The sequence below is a fragment of the Dethiosulfovibrio peptidovorans genome, from assembly GCA_002748665.1.
In the GTDB taxonomy this organism is placed as follows: Bacteria; Synergistota; Synergistia; order Synergistales; family Dethiosulfovibrionaceae; genus Dethiosulfovibrio; species Dethiosulfovibrio peptidovorans_A.
The window spans coordinates 102,499-126,120 of sequence record PDTB01000021.1 but is presented as its reverse complement, the minus strand read 5'-3'; the positions used below and the strand labels follow the sequence as shown (position 1 = coordinate 126,120).

Annotated in this window: 22 protein-coding genes; 3 read left to right on the top strand and 19 right to left on the bottom strand. The window is 45.8% G+C overall.

Features of this window, described 5'->3' with window-relative positions:
• Nucleotides 1-996, top strand: coding sequence for an ABC transporter ATP-binding protein (locus tag CSA35_06090; protein ID PIE54510.1), 996 nt, complete (start codon nt 1-3; stop codon nt 994-996).
• A 63-nt stretch (nt 997-1,059) separates the two neighbouring features.
• On the opposite strand, the gene CSA35_06085 is transcribed toward CSA35_06090, so the two are convergent.
• The 14 genes from CSA35_06085 to CSA35_06020 form a co-directional block, all read right to left on the bottom strand.
• Nucleotides 1,060-2,055 (bottom strand): hypothetical protein, encoded by a 996-nt coding sequence (locus tag CSA35_06085; GenBank protein PIE54509.1) that lies wholly within the window; start codon nt 2,053-2,055, stop codon nt 1,060-1,062.
• A 72-nt stretch (nt 2,056-2,127) separates the two neighbouring features.
• Complete coding sequence (locus CSA35_06080) at nt 2,128-3,150, bottom strand: C4-dicarboxylate ABC transporter substrate-binding protein (GenBank protein ID PIE54508.1); 1,023 nt, start codon at nt 3,148-3,150, stop codon at nt 2,128-2,130.
• Nucleotides 3,151-3,259: 109 nt separating this feature from the next.
• Entirely contained in the window at nt 3,260-4,537 is a 1,278-nt protein-coding gene (locus CSA35_06075) for a C4-dicarboxylate ABC transporter permease (GenBank protein PIE54539.1), read from the bottom strand.
• 8 nt (nt 4,538-4,545) lie between these two features.
• On the bottom strand, nt 4,546-5,040 hold the full coding sequence (locus CSA35_06070; GenBank protein ID PIE54507.1) for a C4-dicarboxylate ABC transporter permease: 495 nt from the start codon (nt 5,038-5,040) through the stop codon (nt 4,546-4,548).
• A gap of 134 nt (nt 5,041-5,174) precedes the next feature.
• Nucleotides 5,175-6,347 carry an oxidoreductase gene (locus tag CSA35_06065; protein ID PIE54506.1) on the bottom strand — a complete coding sequence of 391 codons (1,173 nt, stop codon included), beginning with the start codon at nt 6,345-6,347 and terminating at the stop codon, nt 5,175-5,177.
• 49 nt (nt 6,348-6,396) lie between these two features.
• Entirely contained in the window at nt 6,397-7,305 is a 909-nt protein-coding gene (locus tag CSA35_06060; protein PIE54505.1) for a hydroxymethylglutaryl-CoA lyase, read from the bottom strand.
• Nucleotides 7,306-7,307: 2 nt separating this feature from the next.
• The gene (gene aroE / locus CSA35_06055) at nt 7,308-8,264 is read right to left on the bottom strand and encodes a shikimate dehydrogenase (GenBank protein ID PIE54504.1); all 957 of its coding nucleotides are present in this window, start codon (nt 8,262-8,264) and stop codon (nt 7,308-7,310) included.
• The gene (locus CSA35_06050) at nt 8,254-9,756 is read right to left on the bottom strand and encodes a C4-dicarboxylate ABC transporter permease (GenBank protein ID PIE54503.1); all 1,503 of its coding nucleotides are present in this window, start codon (nt 9,754-9,756) and stop codon (nt 8,254-8,256) included. The genes aroE and CSA35_06050 overlap by 11 nt, the downstream gene beginning before the upstream one ends.
• A gap of 38 nt (nt 9,757-9,794) precedes the next feature.
• The gene (locus CSA35_06045) at nt 9,795-10,259 is read right to left on the bottom strand and encodes a hypothetical protein (GenBank protein PIE54502.1); all 465 of its coding nucleotides are present in this window, start codon (nt 10,257-10,259) and stop codon (nt 9,795-9,797) included.
• A gap of 64 nt (nt 10,260-10,323) precedes the next feature.
• Complete coding sequence (locus CSA35_06040) at nt 10,324-11,331, bottom strand: hypothetical protein (protein ID PIE54501.1); 1,008 nt, start codon at nt 11,329-11,331, stop codon at nt 10,324-10,326.
• A 105-nt stretch (nt 11,332-11,436) separates the two neighbouring features.
• Nucleotides 11,437-12,858 (bottom strand): aldehyde dehydrogenase, encoded by a 1,422-nt coding sequence (locus tag CSA35_06035; protein PIE54500.1) that lies wholly within the window; start codon nt 12,856-12,858, stop codon nt 11,437-11,439.
• A gap of 33 nt (nt 12,859-12,891) precedes the next feature.
• Nucleotides 12,892-13,719, bottom strand: coding sequence for an AP endonuclease (locus CSA35_06030; protein PIE54499.1), 828 nt, complete (start codon nt 13,717-13,719; stop codon nt 12,892-12,894).
• Nucleotides 13,720-13,731: 12 nt separating this feature from the next.
• Nucleotides 13,732-14,511, bottom strand: coding sequence for a type I 3-dehydroquinate dehydratase (aroD, locus tag CSA35_06025; GenBank protein PIE54498.1), 780 nt, complete (start codon nt 14,509-14,511; stop codon nt 13,732-13,734).
• Nucleotides 14,508-16,283 (bottom strand): acetohydroxyacid synthase large subunit, encoded by a 1,776-nt coding sequence (locus CSA35_06020; GenBank protein PIE54497.1) that lies wholly within the window; start codon nt 16,281-16,283, stop codon nt 14,508-14,510. The genes aroD and CSA35_06020 overlap by 4 nt, the downstream gene beginning before the upstream one ends.
• 718 nt (nt 16,284-17,001) lie before the next feature.
• Here CSA35_06020 and CSA35_06015 point away from each other — a divergent pair.
• Both CSA35_06015 and CSA35_06010 read left to right on the top strand, forming a co-directional pair.
• On the top strand, nt 17,002-17,757 hold the full coding sequence (locus CSA35_06015) for an IclR family transcriptional regulator (protein ID PIE54496.1): 756 nt from the start codon (nt 17,002-17,004) through the stop codon (nt 17,755-17,757).
• Nucleotides 17,758-17,802: 45 nt separating this feature from the next.
• Nucleotides 17,803-18,012, top strand: a complete 210-nt coding sequence (locus CSA35_06010) for a hypothetical protein (protein ID PIE54495.1) — start codon at nt 17,803-17,805, stop codon at nt 18,010-18,012.
• Between the two features lie 594 nt (nt 18,013-18,606).
• On the opposite strand, the gene CSA35_06005 is transcribed toward CSA35_06010, so the two are convergent.
• From CSA35_06005 to CSA35_05985, 5 genes are read right to left on the bottom strand one after another with little or no spacing between them, the layout of a single operon-like run.
• Nucleotides 18,607-19,422 carry a hypothetical protein gene (locus CSA35_06005; protein PIE54494.1) on the bottom strand — a complete coding sequence of 272 codons (816 nt, stop codon included), beginning with the start codon at nt 19,420-19,422 and terminating at the stop codon, nt 18,607-18,609.
• Nucleotides 19,423-19,447: 25 nt separating this feature from the next.
• Entirely contained in the window at nt 19,448-20,737 is a 1,290-nt protein-coding gene (locus CSA35_06000; protein ID PIE54493.1) for a C4-dicarboxylate ABC transporter permease, read from the bottom strand.
• Between the two features lie 16 nt (nt 20,738-20,753).
• Complete coding sequence (locus tag CSA35_05995) at nt 20,754-21,230, bottom strand: C4-dicarboxylate ABC transporter permease (GenBank protein ID PIE54492.1); 477 nt, start codon at nt 21,228-21,230, stop codon at nt 20,754-20,756.
• 59 nt (nt 21,231-21,289) lie between these two features.
• Nucleotides 21,290-22,288, bottom strand: coding sequence for a C4-dicarboxylate ABC transporter substrate-binding protein (locus CSA35_05990; GenBank protein PIE54491.1), 999 nt, complete (start codon nt 22,286-22,288; stop codon nt 21,290-21,292).
• 47 nt (nt 22,289-22,335) lie between these two features.
• Entirely contained in the window at nt 22,336-22,983 is a 648-nt protein-coding gene (locus tag CSA35_05985; GenBank protein ID PIE54490.1) for a hypothetical protein, read from the bottom strand.
• Between the last annotated feature and the right edge of the window lie 639 nt (nt 22,984-23,622).

The window sequence follows — 23,622 nt, the reverse complement described above, 5'->3', positions numbered from 1 at the left end:
ATGGCCTTGGTGGAGGTTCACAACCTGGTGCAGGCCTTCGAACTTGATACAGGGATGCTCGGGACTCTTCGCTTCGAGGGAGGGCGTCTGATCCGCCGGCCCCGTGTCGTCAGTGCCGTTGACGGAGTCAGCTTCGAAATCGACAGAGGACAGGTCTTCAGCCTGGTGGGAGAATCGGGCTGCGGCAAGTCCACGGTAGCCCGTACGGTCATCAAGCTGCTGCCTCCCAAGGGGGGCAAAATACTCTACAACGGAACCGACATAACGGCATACACGAAACATCAGATGCTCCCGCTCAGAAAACATATTCAGATGATCTTTCAGGACCCCTACGCCTCTTTGAACCCTCGCCAGCCGGTACGGGAGATCCTGACCGAACCCATGCTGTTCCATGGAACTGCGAGCACCGCTGCGGAAGCAGATAAACGTGCCCTGGCCCTTCTGCAACGGGTGGGCATCCGACCCGAACAAGCCGGTCGATACCCTCATCAGTTCAGTGGTGGACAACGCCAGAGGATCGGAATTGCCCGGGCTCTGGCCGTAGAGCCTGAGCTCATCGTCGCGGATGAGCCGGTCTCAGCCCTGGATGTCTCCATCCAGGCCCAGATCCTGAATCTGCTCATGGACCTTCGAGAGGAGTACGGCTTTTCGTGCCTTTTTATCGCTCACGACCTGTCAGTGGTACGTCACATCAGTGACCGGGTAGCCATCATGTATCTAGGGCGTATCGCCGAAACAGGCGATACGACACAAATTTTTGCCAATCCCTGCCATCCCTACACAGAGGCCCTTTTTTCAGCCGTTCCCAAGCTTTCGGGCGGCCATATTCTGAACGCTTCGCCCCTGGAGGGGGAAGTCCCAAGCGCCATGGATCCCCCTTCTGGATGCCGCTTCCGAACCCGCTGCCCTCGCGCCCTTCCTCTGTGTGCCGACTCCGTACCAATTCCAAGAGAGATCGAACCAGGCCACATGGTTTTCTGCCACCGGATCGACTGAATCCCGGTGGCAGAAAAACTAAGATATTTAATGCACTCTATGAACACAAAACTATACTAATGACTAATCCTCAAGCCTTTTTATCCCAAAAGAATCAGGAGAAAATTTAGCTCCTCCAGCATCATAAAGAAGCCACGCACTCACGGATTTATTTTGTTCTATATACTTTCTAGCCTCTATACCTGTTAATCCAAGCTTTACACCTCCCATGTTTTTAGCCAGTTCATCAAATCTAGGATCTTCATATGCTTTCACAAAAGCACTTCGAAGTACAGCTAATCTATCTTCCGCAGTCCCCTTCTTAACAAAAGCTCCAAAAAAGGCTCCCCAAGGAAGATAGTCTTTATAGGCATCGAAAAATTCTGTCACAGCGGGGACCATATCCATCTCCGGTAGCCTTTTGGTAGAAAGGACAGCTAACCCTTTCAGCGCTCTGGATTTTATAAAGCTCTCTCCAGCAAGCACCCCGACAACAACCGCATCAATATGCCCTCCCATCAAGGCAGTGATACAAGGACCTTCGCCGTCAAAACGGACTTTGCTGAAAGAGCCTATACCATGAATTTTCTCTATCATTGTATTCGCCACAAAGGGTAACCCACCAGGGCCGGTAGAGCCCATCTTTATGATTTTTCCAGATTTGGCAGCGTCTATAAGATCTTTGTAATTTTTATAAGGAGATTCTTTGCCAACCATGACAACACCGACATTAGCCATCATCAACAACACGGGGTCGAATTGATCATAATCAATTTGAGACAAACCCGTCACTTTATACAGATTAGGATTTTCCGCTCCAAAAAGGATCGTATATCCATCTGAAGGTTGATTTGCAACAAAAGTCGTAGCTACAGCTCCTGTAGCACCAGTTCGATTTTGCAATATGATTTTTCTGTTCAGATACTCTTCTACTAGGGGCGTAATAGCACGGGCCACGTTATCCATAGCTCCGCCAGCCCCCCACATTATGTAACCATGCAAGTTCTTATCAGGATATGCAGCAAAACAAAGATTTACGCTAATAAGCAAAAAACAAATCGAAACAAAAAACTTCCTCATCCTGCTCCCCCCTTAAGGTTTTATGAAAAATATTTTCAACAAACCCAACATAACGTCATAATTTGCACAAAACTATTTCTTTGCTTCTTCAACGGACCGCATAAGAGAATCCACCGCAGCGTTGCCGACCTTCTTTCGGATCATTTTTTCAACGACAGCAGCAGCTTTTTGCAACTCCTCTTTCAATTCTGCATCTGGGGTCTCAACACCCATACCGACCTTTTCAAGCTCAACAAGCATTCCGTCATTTTGGGACTTCGCGAGAGAAAACAGGAAATCGGCGACCTCCTCCATACTCTCATCAATTGTCGTCTTATAGGCCTTGGGCATCTCATCATACTTATCCTTGTTCATAACAATGCTTAGGATGAACGCAATGTGATGAGTATTCACGAGTTTTTTCTGTACCTCATAGAATTTTGCAGCCCAGATAACCTCGTACGGATTTTCTTGAGCATCCACGAGACCTTGCTGCAACGCAACGTAGAGTTCCGCAAAATTAAGCGGTGTGGGATTGGCACCAAGAGCTTCCCAGAAGGCCAGGTGATATTCATTCTCCATTGTACGTATTTTCAAACCTTTAAAATCTTCGACTCGCTTGAGGGATTTTCTGCTCGTCGTTTCGCGGTAGTAAATCGGTTCAAAAAGAAGCAATTTAAACCCCGCTTTTTCATACCACCTGTTCAGCTCTTGCCGTAGAGCCCCAGATAAAGCTTTTTTCGCAATATACAAATCGTCAAAAAGCATAGGAATATCAAAAATCGCTAGTTCAGGGATAAAAGCGACTTGAGGAGCTGTAGTTTGAGAGACCATAGCAATATCTCCAAACTGGCATGACTCAAGAATTTCCCTATCCCCACCAAGCTGGTTATCGAGATATATGTTAACCGTGATATTACCACCCGACTTGGTTTCGATAAGCTCCTTGATCTTTTCCGTGGCTAAAGCCCTTGGTGTACCCCCTGTAGACGGATACGCTCCCGCCAGCTGCAGCGTATATTTAGGAGCAGCCAGACTGTCTCCAGACAATCCAAAGCTGACGATCAATACAACCATCAACAGCACAAACAAAGGCTTAAAAATATTACTGCACATCTAAATCACCCTCCTTTTATTTTATGGCCCCCAAGACCTTCTGCAGATCTCCAGAAACAATCTGAGGTCAATGAAGCTTGAACTACCTCCCTTAAAAACAAAATTTAAACTACAAAAAAAACAGACTCATGCTAGGAGCATATGTGATAATAAGCAAGGCAACAATAAAAGCCATAATGAAAGGGACAGCCTTCATCCCTACTTTGATAACCGGCTCTTTTATTAAAGGAGCGGCCACAAAAAGGTCCACTCCAAAGGGAGGCGTTGCCATGCCTACAGCTAAGGTAACCACCATAATGATACCCAAGTGTATAGGATCTATGCCTAGGGCGACTGCAGAGGCCAGGAGCATAGGCGCAAGGACAGCTATGGCCGGTCCAACATCCATGAACATACCCAATATAAGAAGAATGACATCAATAGCCAAAAGAAAAACGTACTTATTTTCTGCAAAGTTTGAGAGTACAAAATTCTTCAACATTACTGGAGCCTGAAGCAAGGCCAGAATACGACCAAAGACAATCGCTAAGGCCAAGAGGACAACTATGGGAGAGTACGATCTTACCGTTTCTACCAATACCGCGCCGAGTTCCTTGAAGGAGAGGCTTTTATAAATTACGAGACAGACAAACAACGCATAAAAAACGGAAACTGCCGCAGCCTCCGTAGGGGTTACTATGCCTCCATAGATTCCCCCAAGAATAATGACCGGAGCAAAGAGTGCCCAAGAACTTTGCTTCAGCAAAACTATAAACTCACAGGCTCTCAGCTCCTGAACTTTCTTAGCTATTCTCTCCTTGTCTTCGCCATGGAGCCTAGCATAGATATAGGCATAAACCATGAGACTCACCCCTATAACGATGCCCGGGATAATACCAGCCACGAAAAGGCTACCGATAGATACACCAGTAACGACACCATAGGTTACGAACGGTATGCTCGGGGGGATGATGACACCTAGACTACCTGCAGTAGCTATCAAAGCAGCACAATAAACTTTGTCGTAACCGAGAGATATCAAAAAAGGTATAGCCATACCTCCCACCGCCGCAGTAGTGGCAACCCCTGACCCGGAGATAGCTCCATAAAAGAGGCAGGTAACTATGGTGGTTATAGGAAGCCCAGCCGTGCGATCTCCTATAAAATAGGCAAAAAAATTAAAAAGTTTTTCGGAAATTTTTCCCCTAGTCATGATATTTCCCGAAAGAATAAAAAGAGGGATTGCAAGCATCGGAGTACTGTCCAACGAACTGACTATAGAACGTATAACGTACTGTATGTTGGCGGTAAAAGACGGATCAAACAATGACGGAAGGATCGTGGCAAAACCTAGTGCCACAACGATAGGCACCCCTAAAATGAGACCAAAGAGGAGAATAATCAGCATCGACAAAATCACCCTTCATTCCTCCCCTCTTTGTTTGATTGTCTAAAATAAACCTGTAAACGCTGCCCCGCTCGTAAAGTAGCGAGAAGGAAACCTACCGACGCAGACAGATAGACCCAACCCATAGGGATTTTTAAAGCCGGACTTGTTTGGTTACTTCTGATAATCTTCTGCAACACCGGTGTCGAGGCAATAAACATATAACTGAAGAAAAAGAACACAATACAATTGTTCAGCCTTACTAAAGACCTCCCGAGAGTTACGGGGAGCAAATCAATCAACGTCTCCACACTCAATATGTTTTTCTGTTTAATGCTATAACCTATGCTAACTAAGGCAGACCAAACAAAAGCATACCGAGAAGCCTCCTCAGCCCATGATAGTGAGTTGTTAAATACATATCTCATGAATACCTGGAGAATCACAATACTAGCCATCATCACGAGAAGGCCGCTCAATACATACTCCTCAAGGTGGTCGTCCAGCCATATCAAAATCCTCACGAACATCACCTCCGAAAAGCTGTTAAACGGCACTGACAGCCCAGCGACCTCTCAGCAGACACAAAGACCAAAATTAAAATAATCATTGCTTCAACATAACGTCTTTTATCAGTCACCGTGGAGCAGGCAACTTTTCAGATCTCTACCGACCTGCCCTCTTCAGCTGAGAGGTATCCAGCATATATCACTTCCGTAACTTGTCTTGCCAAGTCAAAATCAGAAAGGGGCTTTCTTCCCGTAGCAACACACTCCATGAAATCCTGAAACTGACCAACGTACCCCCGGAGAACACCCTCCGCAACAAAAGGCCTTTGCCAACCGATCTTTGAGGGCAATAACTCCGATATGTACACCCCCTCAAGACCATCTTCATCTAGTATGTAACTATTCAAATTATTTGAAGGAGTTATCTTGCAATTCAAAACAGAATCGTTTGAATATATTTCAACATAGTTCTTTGTACCTCCAAGCATTACGTCTCCTGCTATGATCAAAGCTTTAGTGCCATCCGTAAAAGTAACGATCAAAGAGGCAAAATCCTCCACGTCCTCAGGTCTAACTTCGATATGCCTATGTTCATAATCACTAAGAAACGGGGTAAGCCTTGCCGTGTCACATAATACACTTTTCACCCCGATCACCTCGGCTCTGGCCTTGGCCTGTTCTTTCTTCAGCCACAAGATTCCTCCAAGAGGGTGACATCCCACACGGATAAGAGAGCCTCCGCCAGTCTTAGCCCAAGAGCCAGCAACAGGAGATGTTGATCCCTTTAAACTCTCCTCTCCTTTCATAAATAATATTTTACTCTTTTTAGCATGGAGTATTTCAGCTGCTTTTTGAACATTAGGCGAGTAAACATAATTCTCAGAATACATGAATATCTTATCGCTTAAACGCACAGATTCCTCAATCTCGGCAAGTTCCTTCTGTACCTCTTCAAACATCACCGATTTAGGCACCGTATCGCCAATGAGAGAACAATCTTCTCCTTTTCCAAAATAACCGGTCAGAGGTTTTTCACAGATCACGTGTTTACCAGACGACAAGACCTCCGAAACCATGGAAGAGTGCAAAAAAGGTGGCGTACAAATGTGGATAACATCTATGTCTGGATCATCCAACATACGCCTGTAATCCTCGTAGTAGGAATCAAATCCATACAGATCCGCGACATTCTTAGCCTTTTCGAGATCAATATCTGCTATAGATTTCATCCGAAGAGATACCCCAGCAACCTGAGACATATATTTACAGTGAAGATGAGATGCAAAACCGCTCCCAATGATACCTATCGAGATTTGTTTCATCGTCAAGCCGCCCTTCATTCATAACTGACAAATAACATTCATGTTCATATTAGCGTTGACAAACCTTCAGCATGAAGCTATCCCCAGGGTGTCCAACATAGCCCTCAACCATTCTGGCCACGGCAAGAACTTTATCGATATTGAATCCAGTCTTGACCCCCATAGTTTCCAACATGTTGACAACATCCTCAGTGGCTACGTTACCTGATGCTCCAGGAGCGAAAGGACATCCCCCCAGTCCAGCGAAAGAGGAATCAAAATGAGACACTCCAGCGTTCAAAGCAGCATATATGTTGGCCAACGCCATTCCTCTCGTATTATGAAAATGGGCCGTCCAAGTAACAGAGGGATAACGATTGATGAGTGCACTCATATATTGGTAAACCTGCTTAGGATGGGCCATTCCCGTGGTATCCGACATGGATATTTCACTTACTCCCAGATTGAGATAGGCATCGACGATAGGATAGATAGAATCTAGAGGAATAACTCCTTCCACAGAGTAGCCAAAAGCCGTCGAGATCGCCCCACTCAGGCCGACGCCCTTTTCAAGGCAAAAAGCAACACATCTTTCAAAACCAACCATCACCTCTTCAGGACTGGCATTGCTGTTTTGCCTCGAATGCGTTGGACTAGCAGAAACAGATACTTTGACTCTAGTGAGGCCAGCCTCATATGCCCTTTCAACACCTCTAAGATTAAGCGCTAAACCTCTATATTCCACACCATACGGTTCTTCACCAAGCCTCTTCACAACCTCGTCACTATCAGCCATTGAGGGTACTACCTTAGGATGGACAAAGGCCCCAATCTCTACACACTGGGCTCCAGCATCAACAATGCCTTCTATAAGGGAAACCTTCTGTTCCACGGAAAGGAGCATCTTTTCATTCTGCAAACCATCCCTTGGCCCGACCTCGCATATAATGACCTCATCAGGCAGAGCGCTAAACAACACGACTACTCCTCTTTTCTCTTCAAGTACTCCAGCATGGTCTTAGTCATGACCTCTACGTCAGGCTCCTTGCCCCCAGTCCAGCAACGAAAAGACTCTACCCCCTGCCAAATAGTCATCCAATAGCCCATGAGAGTCCTCGCCCCTCTGGCCTCAGCTTCACGTATCAATTGTGTATCGTGGGGTACATAGACTAAATCGCAAACCATGTGCTGCCTCTCTAAATACGAGGTATCAAATATGACATTATCAATGCTGGGTGCCATACCCACGGGAGTTGCATTTATGACCAATTCATTTTCTTTAAGGAGTCGCGGAATATATCCAGGTTCAGTGGATTGGACCTTACAAACATCCGAACGATACGCATTCAGGTCACTGGCTAATCTTTGAATCATGTCGTAATCAGCTCTTCTTCCCCAAAGAGAAATGGATTTTAGTCCTGCACCACATAAAGCAAAAGCGACACCTCTCGCTGCCCCTCCAGCCCCAAAGAGAAGACAGTGTTTCCCTACAGGATCAAACTCGCCCTGCGTCTTCAGAGCATGAACAAAACCAATTCCGTCAGTGTTTGAACCACAAACTTTCCCATTCCTCCAGTAAATTGTGTTGACGGAATCACAAAGAGAGGCTAGCTCATCCAACTCATCAAGGTATTGTATGATTTCTTGCTTGAGAGGCATGGTCACGTTCAGTCCTTTAAAACGCATAGACTCCAAAGCATCCATAACCTTGGGGAGGGTTTTAACTGTAGTTTCGTATGGAGTGTAGATCGCATTCAGCCCCAGAGACTTAAAATTGGCGTTATGAATGGCCGGAGAGATCGATTTCCTTACAGGGTGACCAAGAAGGCCAAAAAATTCTGTATCAGCCCAAAAAGTCTTATTCTTAATCACGACAATCCTCCAAATTATTTTTATAAAACCCCTAATATTCAGAATAAATTTATAATTACTTAGCACAACTTTTTTGTTGACGCCAAGCTATCCACCAAGAGCTCTGAGAAATCACCAAATACACGATACATAAAGTCAGAAAAAGAGATAATGGATTTCTAATAAAATCCAAAATAAACGGTAAAAAACACTCTCCAACGGACTGCATTGCTCTGCGGTAATTGGAATCGAGTAATGGCCCAAGGATGATACCTAGAACCATAGGAGCAGTACTATAGCCATAGATTTTCATGAAATATCCTAAGACACCAAAACCTATCATCCAAAACACATCCATAAGGCTATTTTGAATTGAATAGGTTCCAATAATTGATAAAATGACTACAACAGGAAGAATGATTTTTTTAGGGATCTCTATTATTTTACTAAAAATTCTGACACTCAAGAGCCCAATAGTAAGAAGAGCGATATTTCCCATAAGAAGCAAGGAAATAACCATCCAAAAAATATCAGGATTTTCGATCATCAACATGGGCCCCGGTTTAAGACCGTGAATAAACAGAGCTCCAATGATGATTGCTGTAACAGCGTCACCTGGAATACCCAGAGTCAGCATGGGAATAAAAGCACCTCCTATAGCGCCCTTATTTGCCGACTCGGGGGCTATGACTCCCTCGATTGCTCCCTCCCCAAAAGGACATTCTGGATGAGCAACTGAACGTTTCGCTTGATCGTAGGCCAACAAAGCAGCTACATCTCCTCCTGTTCCTGGAAGGGCCCCTATCCAAACCCCCAACAAACTAGACCGAAGCGTAAGAGGAAGGTGTTTAAAAAACGTTTTCAAATCTGGAACAACTTTGTTCAGTTTCTGTTTGACAGCTGCCTTGTAGGGATCCCTTAACTGAAAAAGAACTTCCGAGAGTCCAAAAAGCCCAATCATCGCTGTTATAAAATTAATTCCGGCCATCAGATACACGTTGCCAAACGTATATCGAAGCTCCCCGGTCGAAGGATCCATACCCACCATACTGAGAAGAACTCCAACCGCACCGGCAAGTACCCCTTTGGCTGGATCATCGCTACCGATACTTCCAATAAGAAGAAGTCCCATCAAAGCAAGAAGGAAATAATCCCTAGGGGCCACTTTTAAAGCAAAGTTCGCGACGATAGGAGCAGCAACCGCCAGGACAGCTATACCAAGCAGCCCACCAAAGATGGATACTGTTGTCACTAATCCAATGGCTCTGCCCGCCTCTCCCTTTTTAGCCAGAGGATACCCGTCAAATCCAGCAGCGATAGCAGCAGGAGCTCCGGGGATGTTGAGAAGGATTGACGTAATCGCTCCTCCATACACACCCCCTACAAAAACGCCACATATCAACGCCAAAGCGTTGTTAAGCTGCCACGAAAAAGTAAAAGAAATCAATAGGGCACTAGCCATGGTAACCGACAGCCCAGGAACTGCTCCAACCCAAACGCCAGCTACCACTCCTAGCCATACTAGAGCTATCATCTGGGGATTCAGCAACGGTGCTATAAAACCGTGTAGCTGCTCCATCTGTTTTTCTCCCTTTCATTCTTATCTAAAAACTAAAATCATGGAAGAACCACTTGAAAAACATACTTAAATATTCCAACGAGCGTTGTTACTGTACCTACTGATATAGCAAAACAAAGGCCAATTTCCTTCCAACGATGGAGAAAAAGAAGAGAAAACAAAAGGAAAAGAAATGATCCCAAAGGAAAATGAAGAACCGGTAGAAAGATAGAATATAACCCCAGCAACACAAGCACAAAGAAGACTTCCCTAGTAAAAAGAAAGACAAAAAGCCCCTCGGATTTAAAGTTTTTCCTAAGTTTTTTTATACTTTTTCGAAGTTCTATAAACCCCATGAATATAATGACTGAAGAGGCTATCTTAGGCGCAACCGACGGTGACGAGTAGCTACCGCTGGTCATATCCAAAGCAAAGTAATATCCCAATACACCAAAAAGGACAAATAAAGCAGCGAAACACACTTCTCCTGGGTTTCTTTTGATTTGACTCGTTTTTTGAGGCATGGAATTCAAAGCTCCTTTCCAAGGGAGGCCCCTCCTTTGAGAGGGTACCTCCCTTACATGGGGTCTAAGGTTTGGGAATTCCAAGTTCAGCCGGTGAAATTTTAGTGACACCAGCTTCCTCTAGTAACCACGTTACGTTAGATTGATTTTTCTTCAAGAAGGCATCTGCCTCCGCTCCCGAAATAGCCAGCTGAATACCATTTAATCTTTTAATAAAATCAACAAATGAGGGGTCTTTAACAGCCTGCATATAAGCGACCTTCAGCGTATCAACTATAGACTGCGGAGTTCCTTTTTTGACAAAAGCCCCATAGAAGTGACCAATAGGGAGGTATTGGGAAAATTCAGGATAAATCTCAACGATGGAGGGCACATCAGGAAGCTGTTCGACTCTCTTATCGCTGACGACCGCTAAGGGCCGAAGCTTCCCACTCTTGATCAAATCCACAGTACCAGCACCCATCATACTTATTGGCATGACCTCCACGTGCCCGCCAAGAAGAGCTGCCATACCTGAACCGTCACCATCAAATCCGACCAAGTTGAACTCTATGCCTTTCATACTCTTGAGCATAGAGGCTATAACAAAGGGGATACCTCCGATTCCGGTAGACGCCATCCTAATCTTTCCGGCATTCTCCTTGGCCGCATCCGCAAGCTCATGAAGAGTTTTGTACGGAGTTTTCGGATTGACACATATTACGTCAACACCAAAAACCATGAGACACAGCGTTTCAAAATCATTGTAATCGTATGTACCCAATCCAAGGACTTTGTAAAGTGCTGGACCTTCGGCATTATAAAGAATGGAGTAACCATCAGCAGGTAAATTAGCCACCATCGTAGTGGCTAGAGCCCCAGCAGCCCCTGGCTTGTTTTGCAAAACAATTTTACCGCCTATAATCTTTTCCACCAGAGGAGTTAAGGCTCTGGACGCGTTGTCCGTTCCACCACCAGCCCCCCAAGAAATGTAACCGTTAATATTTTTATCTGGATACTTAGCAGAGACAGGAGCAGCAACTAAAAGTCCCAAAAAGAGGAAAACACTTAAAACAGGGATTAGTCGCTTCATGTAAAAGACCTCCTCACTACGCCGGCTCTTCGATTCTAAGAGTCGAACTACCAAATATAAAAGAGGTAGATCCAAACGCCTCTCATTAAAAATAGTTTTAAAAGCCTACACAAGCCTCTTTTTTGAGGAATCAAAAAACTCCCCGAATAGCACCGCTTCTTCGGGTTGATCCCTCATTATAGGGCGAGCCACCCAGGTGCTTTGCATATAATGCTTGAGTGCGATGTTTTCTGAGACCACGTTGCCCCCCCAGATTCCACATCCCATACTTGATGTCATGGGCATACCATTCTCGGCACTTCCTGCATTAGCCTTAGATTGAGGTTGTCGAACCATTATACGAGTCACGGGAGCCCTCAGAGCAAGACGGTGAATATGCTCATCATCGTGACTGTAGATACCGCAGGAGTGACCTCTACCTCCCACTTTGTAGATCCCATCTATCATTTTAAGAGCATTCTCAAAGTCACCCTCGTAACGATAAAGCGCAAGAAGGGTCGTCAGTTTCTCTCCTGAAAAGTTGTATTCTTTGCCTATACCATCACCAACCACCATTATGAATTTACGATCACTGGGAATCTGAAAACCGGCAATTCTTGCCAACTCCTGAGGAGCCACCGCAACGGTGTTAACAATACGATGCCCCTCTTCGTCCCACATCGCTTTTTTAAGCATTTCTCTCTCATCATCGTTGGCCAAGTATCCCCCCTCATTTTCCAGAGCTTGTATCATGGCATCGTATATCCCGCCGTAGATCACGAGATTTCCGTCTGCAGAGCAGCCAGACCCAAAGTCAGATGTTTTGCTAATTCTAGTATTTTTTGCCGCTATTTCGATATCTGTGGTCTCATCAAAAATCACGGTAGCGTTCCCTGCACCAGAACAGTAGGCTGGCTTACCGGAGCTATGAGCTGCTTTTGTCATGGCAGGGCCACCTGTCGCCATTATTAAATCACCCATAGAAATAAGCTTATTAACCATAGCCATGGTGGGAAACTTAACACACTGGAGAAAGTCTTCCGGTTCGCCAATGCCCCGTAATCCCTCTCGCATCAATCGAACAACCTCGAAGGTGGTCATCTTCGTTCTGGGATGTGGCGAGAAAACAACAACATCCCGGGCCTTCAAAGCGTAGATGGCAGTGACAATGGGGGTGAGCTCTGGATTAGTCATGGGGATTAGAGAAGTGATCAGTCCAGCTGGTTTAGCGTACCGCGCAATCCCCTTTTCACTATTGACCTCTACGACACCTACACTTTTCTGTCTAAGAGCATCCCGGAGAACTCCGAGAATCTTATGACGTTTGCCGTAACGCCCATTCCGATCCCCAGCACCACTCTCATCGACGCCCATTTTACAAAGCCTGTCAAAGTCCTCTGGATTACCGGCAGCCCATGCAACCGCCCTACATATACGATCAACCTTGTCTTGGTCATAGTTCTCTATGACGCTCTGAACCCTGCGAGCCCTCTCTATCAACTCCTCAAGAACCTGGATCTGTTCTGGAGTTATTTCTTTCATTGCCATGCTCCATGTCCCCTCTTTTCAATAAAATACATGCTAAAAAAGACCTTCCTTTTTCATATATGCCTTAGCCGTCACGAGACAACGCTTGGCGTGCTCCATGGCCCCCCATTGGCTCTCCCTCTGCAGATGGGGAAGCTCTATAGCCAAAACGATATCGCTAGGGAGACGGCGCAGGATATTGGCTATATCAATAGCCCCCTCTCCTACGTAATACCGCTCGTCCCTTCCTGTATGTATAAGACTCTCTTTATCATCCCAGTCCGGAATTTCAGCAGGACCATCACAAATATGGACCATACTGAAGAGATCATGGGAGCAGTCGTCTAATTCCGATGGACTGACCTTAGAACGATAGAAATGGAGGGTATCCACCATGATTCCAGCATTTTTTCTTTTGACGACATTCAATACATCCCTAACTTCCTTCAAGGTACGGACTGATGCCCACGTGACAAACTCCAAATTCACCGTGATGTCGTATTGAGCAGCCAAATCACATAGCAAGGCAAATTGATCCAGATAGAAGTCCCTTTTGTCGCTCCAGATACTGCTTATTACGTTCTTAACTCCAAGACTAGCTGCTGCTTCGAAAGCCCCCTCATAAATCCGAACATCCACCTCATCGGCTATTTTCGCCAGCTCAATATCGTTAATCTCAACACCAGTCTCTTCCATCGCGAGGCGGGTACGATCAAACAGTTCTTTATTTTTATCTATACTGTAGTCGTGTTCTCCCTTGACACCCATACTGATGGATCTTATGCCTACGCAGTCATAACCCAGAGCATGAGCATTGTAAATCATATCGGGAGGAGCCCATCCAAGAACGGTAAGTTGAGCAAGAGAGTATCTTCGCGCCATAGTATTACCCCCTTACAAACGATAAAGTAGATCAAAAAAAACACGCATTTTTTCAACCGGGATCTGCCCAGGAGCGGATTCGACGCTCCCAACAGCAAAGGTGAGATCTGATCCGTACAGGCCTCCAATCAAACGGCTGCTCTGTCCCAAAACTCCCATGGACATCGCGATAAGAGGCACTTCAGGAAAATCACGTCGAATTGCCAGAGTGGCCTCAAGAACGTTAAGAACATCCTCTTCGGAGCAAGGCATAAAAGCAACTTTTGCCACGTCAGCACCACAATAGATCTGTCCTGCCAATCGAGAATAGATGGACGAGACTGAAGGCGTCTTGGAAAAATCATGGTAGGATACGATAAGTCTTACCCCGGAACTCTCCGCCTGGGATTTAACCTCCGAAAGTTTCTCATAGCCGTAAGATAATTCCTTGTCAACTAAATCAACGACCCTCTCGGAAATCGCCCAGGAGTAGAGACTGTCCTTAACGCTCTCCGAAACCGCCTTGATTCCTCCTTCCCAGTGTCCACGACAAGTCAGTATTATCGGAAGCTCCCCCACAGCACCACGGACCTCCCGAAGGAGTAATATGGAATCGTCCACGTTTTCTATGCTCTCCCATGCATCGACCCGAAGCTCTACGATATCTGGGTTTACAGACGGGAGATTTTGTACCTCGACCATGACCTCTTCTCTTGTCCTTCCAACCAGAGGGACACACATGAGGGGAACAGGTCCACCTAGTAAAGCATTTCTGATTTTCAAGGGATTGCAGGGCATAGGACGATCCATCATTCCCATACCCTCTCTGAACGACGCTCCCCTCTCTTAGTGTATATATCGTTTATATTCCAGCACCCTGCCGTAACGACAGGAGTATTCTCCATACTGACATCGATAAGATAGGGTTCGTTCAAAGCGAGCGCTTTTTCCAAGGTAGGCTTGAAATCCTCAGCTGACTCGATCTTTTTACCACCTATACCGTAAGCCCTCGCTATGGCAGCAAAATCAGGGGAATATGGCTTCCCATCTTTTTCGAAAAGAGTGCCAAAGGAATGCCCATAATGCTGAGATTCCAAACCAGCAATGGTACCAAAAGCACAGTTATTCATGACAACCCACACAACCGCAATGTGCTTCTCAGCTGCAGTAGCAAGAGGAGAGACATTGGCACCCATTCCTCCATCACCGACAAGCGCGACCACTTTTTTATTCGGGCATGCCACTTTAACGCCCAGAGCGGCCGAAGCACCATATCCCATAGTACACAGGCCCCCGGGAGCAACAAACGTTCCCGGCTCATACACGGGGAATTGTTGTCCTACGCCGTTTTTATTCCAGCCCACATCAGCAACGACATAGCCATCTTTCGGGAGAACTTCCCTTAAATCAAACAAGATACGTTCTGGCCTCATAGGGAACTGATCAGATTTTTGAGCTTCCAAGAGAGACGTTCGATAGGCAGTTTTAGCTTCGGCTATGGACGTCACTATTCCTGACCTTTCAACACCGTTGGGATATATCTTTCTGGCAGCCTCAAGAATTACCTCAAGGGCCTTCTTAGCATGACAGATCACCCCAATCTCGGTCTTGAAATTGCGACCTATCTCTTCTTGATTTATATCTATATGGATGAGTTTTGTGGGAGGAATGTTAAAAGTCTCGTTTCTATACCAGGAACTACAATCTGCCTCAGAAAGGCGAGTCCCGATCGCCATCATAAGATCAGCCTGCATCGCCACCGAATTATTAAAACTTGTCCCCCAAAAACCGGTCATACCTACAGCCAAAGGGTGCTCATCCGATATAGATCCTTTACCCATCAAACTGTAGAGTACAGGTAACGAGAGGTGTTCTGCCAAACCAGTTAAAACTTGAGAGGCTCCACTGGAAATAACGCCCCCACCAGCATACAGGATAGGTTTTTTTGCCTCGCCGAGGAGTCTAGCTATCTTCTCAGCCTGAGAAACATCCATACTGGGTTTGGGAAGTTCAGGGATGTTGTCGTAACGTCGGTTGAAAAATTTAACGTCTAGTTCTACGGAGAAAATATCCATGGGAATCGACACGAGAACCGGACCAGGACGACCGGTCACAGCCAGACGAAAAGCCTTGTCCATGATCTCCGGTAGAAGCTCAGCACGGTCGACACGCCATGCTCTCTTTACGAAAGGTTTATATATCTCAAACTGGGCTGCATCGCTGTGGACGTTTACTTCTTGGTGAGGATGACGACCATAATAGCTGCTGGGAACATCGCCAGCGATCACAACGAGAGGAATGGAGTTCAGTCCCGCTTCCGCTATGCCAGTCGTGGCGTTGGTCAAACCAGGTCCTAAATGGGTCATGAGGACTCCAGGGGTGTCTTTATTTTTAGCCCTGGCATACCCATCTGCCGCGTGGGCAGCTATTTGTTCGTGCCGAACTGATATAAACTCGATTTTCTTGCTTTCCCTCAAGGCATCAAGAAAGCCAAGCACCGTATGGCCACACAAACCAAAAATTTTTTCTACCCCACGGGACTCAAGAAAACAAACCAGCTGAAAGGCTACCAAATCTCTGTCCACTCAGATTCCCTCCTGTGTTGTGATGCCTTGCTATTCATGCTCAACTTCGTCACGTCCCAAACAGCTAACAAAGCAGCATAGTTCTCTATAACGCCAAAATACCACTCTGTGGCAACAAGTTCCACCAAATGGGACATATTTAAAACATACATCAACTCCCCCCTAATGTCAAGGAATTCAGACAATATATCAGAGACTATCGGCTTGATCTTTCTGCCAACACCGTTTAGGATCGTTATGTCCTAAAAAAGATAGGGAAGACATTGGTTCTGAAGTTGTCCTTCTCCCTCGTCACTAAGCTCTAGAAAGTCCAACAATTAATCACTAGCTTCTTATCGCAAAGCCATATACGGCTCACCCCTCGTTCAATCTGGGGCAGGAATATTAGGGAACCTCTAAAAAACGCAGAAACTCGCCTCAGGTCGTTTCGACGGAGCCCATTCGAGGTTCGTATTTTTGACCTGCCGTCGTGACGGTATCGACTGGGACGAGGCGGATGTCGTCCCAGTCGAGAGGGCACAGGAGGTGCCCTTCGAGGCGACGGTACGAAGCAGGCAGGTCAAAGAATACGTTTAGGCGAGACAGGGCTTTGGCGGAACGACCTGAGGCCGGGAAACTCGGATGTTAGGTTTTTAGAGGTGCCCTGTAGCAACTGTTATATAAAATCTGGGATATCGTTACATGGGAGGGATTTGCTATCAAAAATACCAGTGAAAAATTGATAAGAGTTTTAGATAGAGCCGTTTCAATTTTAGACTGTTTTACCTTGGACTCAACACATCTCACCTTGAAAGACATCTCCGAGAAGGTAGCCCTTTCGACCAGCACGACGTCCAGACTACTGAACTCTCTTCTCGCCCTTCAAATTATTAAAAAAGACAAAAAAAACAAGTCTTATTATCTGGGGCCTAAGCTCTATCATTATGGTTTTCTGGCGAAGGATAATATTTCAGCGGTAAAATATGCCTATCCCCTAATGAAACAAATACGGGACAAAACAAAGGAGGCCGTCACTCTCTATGTGCTTGAGAATGATTATCGAGTATGCTACGAACATGTAGAGAGCCTCCTTTTCATGTCTTGCGTCGTAAGAGTGGGAGACCGTTTCCCCTTGTGGGCAGGAGCAGGAGGAAAATGTATATTGGCCTATTCGGATGAAGCATACGCCCTCAGAGAAATCGCAAAAGCCTACCCCATAACCGGAGCGACCATAACTGATCGAGACTCCTTTCTCCAAGAACTCACAGCCATTCGAAAAGACGGATATGCTCTAAGCCATGGGGAGAGAGAAGAAGGGGTTATATCCGTAGCAGTACCGATATTCGAACCCCCCCACAGGATTTTTGGCTGTCTGTCCGTAGCGGCTCCAACAGTCAGATTCGACGAACAGTCGATGCGGGAACTCATCCCTGAGCTCAAAGACACGTGTTCTAGAATTTCCATGAACTTAGGCATATGGGAGCAAGCTAAGTAAGAAACTGATGAAGAGACCTCAGATGTTTTCGAGCAGAGGGGGAGAATGGGCTTATTTGTCATCACAAATCATAAAAACCTCATTTCTACTCTCCACAAGATATTTGAAAAAGCTGCAAAAAAGATCCCGAAGAACCTTGCTGAGTTTCATCATCAGGAAAATCACAGAACCATCAGCGTATACCTCGTCCTCTATAGGCGGCTCATTATCCGGCGAAGTCTTTATTTCCGTTTGACTTCGCTGGACTTTCCCTAAACTGCGTATCGCTCCCCAACACCCTGTACTCCTCTCGTTTCAGCTCATCAAAAAGCATCATATCTGTAGGGAGCTTCAAAATGAGAGCATTCACGCAAAATCTGCGCTCTTTACAACACTTCAGGTTGAGTCGTATACGGTAAATGTTGTTTGAGGAAAATCGTTCAGTGTCACATCCCTCCTTCTTACGACAGACGCATCGTCTCTGAGGCCGAACACAATCTTTCGGACATGTACTTATTAATCTGTACCCTACGCAAGGGGGACGTTTCAAGTAACCAAGCCAACACTCATCCCGAAGGAAGAGTACCGCAGACGTACGACAAATATCACAGAGACCACTGAGACGACAAAAGGACATCTCTACCCCCGTAAACCTTTGCAGACTTGAGATACAAAAGCTACCTAGTCAACGATTACTCTCTCAATTCAGAGGGAGCTTGACAGTTGCTCTCGAAAAAATCATATGACACGACATCAGGGCATTTGCTTATAGGGAAAGGAGAAGCAAGCTCCCGACGAACAGCCTCTCTCTGAGCTGAAAATTCATTGCGTTATCCCAAAGGTCCTGCAGCACCAGGCCAACGAGGCGACTTAAATGTCGACAACAGTTCCCACATGTCCCCAATTCACATTTTGTCCCTGCACGGCCAGCATGGAAGCCGCAGAGAATCCTGTACAATGGCATGGGAACCAATGACGCACCACAAATTTCTTTGCCAGTATTTTTACAATCTTTTCAAGGGCTCCCCCCTCTAACCTTGAAAGATGCATTCCCCCCGTCACGGAAAAAAACTCACGAGTCCCAAAAAAATGAGACACCTCTTCAAGGACATTAACGACCCCCGCATGAGCACATCCAAGGAGCACACTTAACCCTCTTCTCCCTTCTACAACGAAGGAAATATCATCCTCAAAGGGATCCAGAATGCTCTCACCTCCAGAAATCTCCTGTACAAGATGAGGTGGCGTATGTACGAAGTCAGGGTTTCGTCTCTCTTTGGGGATCTCCAAAGCCCACATTTGTGGTGCAATTTCCACACATCCCTGCACCGGGTGAAAATCCACGGCATCTTTATTTAGATGGAATCCAATAAAACGTTTTTTTTCTCCCTCAAGCCTGCAATGCAAGGAGTTGATTTTCGGATGCCCCCAGAGGGGAATAGATCCACAATAAGAGTACAGGGAAGCAAACCCCCCGACATGATCAAAATGCCCATGACTCAAGGCCACCATATCCAAACGCCTCAAGTCAATCCCCATTTTGAAAGCATTGGAGAAAAGGCCTATACCCTGCGCCGTATCGACAAGAATCGAGAGCCCCTCCAGATCAAGATGCATACTCAACCCATACTCCGGAGTAAGAGAAGGGGAGGTCGTAGAATTTTCCGCTACGATGGAAAGACGCATTCGATTTCTCCTCTCAACTGCAAGTTTATTTTATTCCCATCAGGTTCGGCAACCAAAGTGAAAAACATGGGAAAAAGGTGACAAGGACAACCGCCACAAGGCTTGCCAGCATAAAAGGCATTACCTTGATCGAGACTTCCTTCAGGGAAACTCCAGAAATATTGCTCGCCATAAAGATATCCAATCCTACCGGGGGTGTCGTCATTCCCACCGCAAGGTTCATGGTCATAAAAACGCCAAGCACGATGGGATCAACTCCAATTTTCTGAATAACGGGCAACATGATAGGCAAAAAGATATAAAATGCCGAAGCCGCGTCAATAAAACATCCTGCTATAAGTAATATGCCGTTTATTATGAGCAACAGGAGAACTTTGTTCGTGGTAATGGAGAGAAGATGTTCGGAAATATCTCTAGCAAAATGACTTGTTGTAAGAACCCAGGCAAAAACACTAGCAAAAGCAATAATGAACATGACCACCGCAGATCCCATAGAAGCATCTACCAAGAGTCTCCTCAAATCTTTCAGGCGGATTTCCCGATAGACGAAAACTCCTACGAAGAGGCCATAGACTACAGCAATACCAGCGGCTTCTGTAGGCGTTACGATACCCCCATAAATTCCTCCGAGGATGATCACGGGAGCCAACAACCCCCAAAGAGCATCTCGAAAAGCCTGCCATTTTTCTGTCCACGTGGAAGCCTCGCGACATACAAGATTATCTTTGTTCTTTCTGAGAAGCAGAAGACTCACAACAATAAGACAGAATCCGAGCAATATTCCCGGGACGATGCCTGCCATAAAAAGACGGCCTATGGAAACTTCTGCCAATACACCATAGATTACAAAAGCTATGCTAGGAGGAATAATGATACCCACATTGCCCGATGCCGCCATAAGGGAAGCTGCAAACCCCTTATTGTAGCCAGCATTTATCATGGCAGGGATTAGAATAGTACCCACAGCTGCAACAGTGGCAGGGCCAGAGCCGGAAATAGCCGCAAAAAAACACGCCACAATCACAGTAATAACTGCCAAACCACCTCGGACATGTCCTACGAAAACATCCGCAAGGCGAACGAGGCGTTTAGAGATTCCCGCATATTCCATAATCACTCCCGCTAAGATGAAAAAAGGAATAGCGAGAAGCGTGAATTTTCCGAGAGAAGCATAGATTACCGTCGGAAGAACTGAAAGCGGAAATCCCTGGGAAAAAAACGATGCCACTGCCGCCATACCAAGAGCGATCGCTATGGGTACTCCTGCAAAAAGGAGAAGAAAAAAAACTCCAAAAAGGCTGATCCCGAGACTCATGACTCTATCCCCATTTTCATTTCTCGGAAAAACTCTGGATTTGACGAAGCTCCGCAACGCAGGCCTGAACCATGCGAATGGCAATTAGCAAAGCTCCGAAAGGAACGGAAAAACCTGCCACAGCTTCGGGAAGCCCTAAAGCAGGTGTTCTCTGTTCATACTCCACCTGCCCACAGACCATCTCGGCTCCATAAAGGACAAGCACCCCCATTAGGATAAGGCTGATAACCGTTGAAAAAACAACAAAGCTCTTCTTCAGCTTTTCGGGAAAGACACTCGTAAGAACCGTAAAACCCATGTGAGCTCCCCGACGACAAGCAAGCGCAGCACCCAAAAAGCTATTATAGACAAAAAAAATCACCAGCAACTCTTCTGAAAAAGACCATGAGGCGTGGAAAATATACCGTGAAAGCACGTTCCCAAAATTAATTATAACCATAACAGAAAGAGAACATACAAGAAGCCCCTCTTCTATGCGGTCAAACCATTTCACAGGGGACACTCCCTCTTTAAGCTAAGGAGAAGCGAGCTTCTCCTTAGCTTTCTCAATTATCACTCAGAATACCCAAAGGCCTCTAACAGCTCTGTACCAATAATTTTTTTGTATTCCTCATAGACGGGGGCAGCCTTCTTTTGAAAAGCATTGATCTGCTCGGGCGTAAGAGTGGTGATTTCCATCTTTTCCGCAAAGGTTTTTATGAGTTCCTTGTTTTTCTCACGGGCAAGTGCTCGCTGGTACGCCATAGCTTCCTGCGCAGCATTTAAGAATACGCCCTGCTCTTCCGAAGAGAGGGATTTCCAGAACTTGTTGCTGGCACTCATGATGATGGGATCATACGATGCATTCCAGAGAGTCATGTACCTCTGAACTTCCTGTATCCTTGCAGAGACAATAACATCTGGAGGATTCTCCTGCCCATCTACCGTTCCCTGCTGTAAAGCCGCAAAAAGCTCTCCAAAATTAATGGATGTGGGATCAGCTTTCAGAGCCTTAAAGAGCGCTATATACATTTTTATAGTAGGAACTCGAATCTTGAGTCCAGCAAGATCTTCAGGAGCCACAATAGGGTGCTTATTGTTCGTAATCTGACGAAACCCCGATTCTCCAAAGGCAAGAGGTTCAATACCGTTTTTCCTAACGAGATTGAAGAGCATTTCTCCACCCTTGCCCCCCATGGCCTCATCAGCTTTCTCGTAGGAAGGTAGAATCCAGGGCATGAGAGGGACCGTAAATTTGGGGTCCACGGTGGTATAGATGATGGTGGAGCGCATGTCGATATCCGTCACCCCCATTCGCAGAAGCTCTAACCCCTTGATGATATTTCCTGCCGCCAACTGGTCGCTCGGGAAAATATCTACGACAAATCTTCCTTCCGTCCTCTCATTAATAAGCTCTGCGAACTTTTTGGCCCCTTGGTACCACGTGGAGTTCTTGGAAACAGCCACGCCAAACTTCAACCTCTTATTAAAAGAAGCCTCGACAGGACAAAGAGCCACAGAAAAAGAAACTGCCATAAATACCGCAAAAACAACAAACCATTTCTTCAACATTGCTACGTTACACCTCCTCTAATAATTGAAAATATATGTGCCACAGCCTAACTTAAAACACCTTGATTAAAAGAGCTGATTGTTGAACTTAGTCCATGGGTAAAATGATTTTCAAGAGCTAAAAGGATCGCTTCCACATCACCTTTTTCAATAGCTTCCACGATACTGACATGCTCCTTGTAAGTAGCCTCCATCCGTCCGGGCATTTTCAAAGCCTGCACTCCTCCGTAAAAAATCCGATCTGCCATCCGGTTAAGGACGTCAAAAATGAAGGGATTATAATAAACCTTATGAATGTATAAGTGCTGTGCATTATCAAAACGCATAAATGCATAAGAATCATTCCTCTCCATAGCTTCTCGTTGCAACTCTAGCAGCTCCTTTAGAGAGGCAATGTCCTTTTTTGAAAAAAGCCCTATACTACGGCGCAAAAGGTACCCCTCAAGGGCGATACGTAATTCATACATTTGCGTTACTTCTGCAGAAGTAAGATTTTGAACCATTACACCTTGGTTAGGAAAAATCTGCACAAACCCCTCTGTCTGCAACCGTTGGAGGGCATCCCGAACGGGGGTTCTGCTCACTCCAAGCTCGGAAGCCAAGCTACCCACAGAAATCGGTTTTTTACTGGAAATTGTTCCGCAGAGAATTCCCCGCTTTATAACGTCATATGCTTGATCAGATTTTTGGGACATCTTTTCGCGCTCCTATCACTTGAGAACTCACAGGCTGTGGAGGGGGCGATATTCAACCAATATATTGGCTACATACTACATCCTCAGAATTTTTTGTCAAGCTTATATGTCGTTGCCTGTCACGGGACAACGACACGGTTATCCCTAAGAGGGACAGTGAAACTACCTCTCCTGTGTCACGATAGTGGAATGAGGAGAGATATTTTATTGAGCACACAGGGAGTTACAAAAGCGACGGTTATCGACAGGGCTATACGAGGAGAGATGACAGCAGGACAAGAAGAAGATGTTTCGAGGATTTGGTTCAGATAGACGCTTATCCTTTCGATTGGCTGACGACGCTACGAGTTAGATTGTCGGTCTTCATTTCGAGGAGAACGAATGTGTACGGGGTTACGCCAGGGTTCTTACAGTGCTCTCCTGATACAACGAAACCTCCTTGCGGAAGAAAGCACCCCTGATGGCAAGACCATACAGGAGCCTTGATACTTTGAAGGGCTGGTAAAGTGCGAGCCCCACTACAATAGTGCCTGCGGAAGCTGGCCTATACCATCATCACTCAATTCTAATACTTGATCATGGGATCAGAAGCGATCTATTCTGTTGACGCTACAAGTCCTCTTGCATAGGAAGTCGATG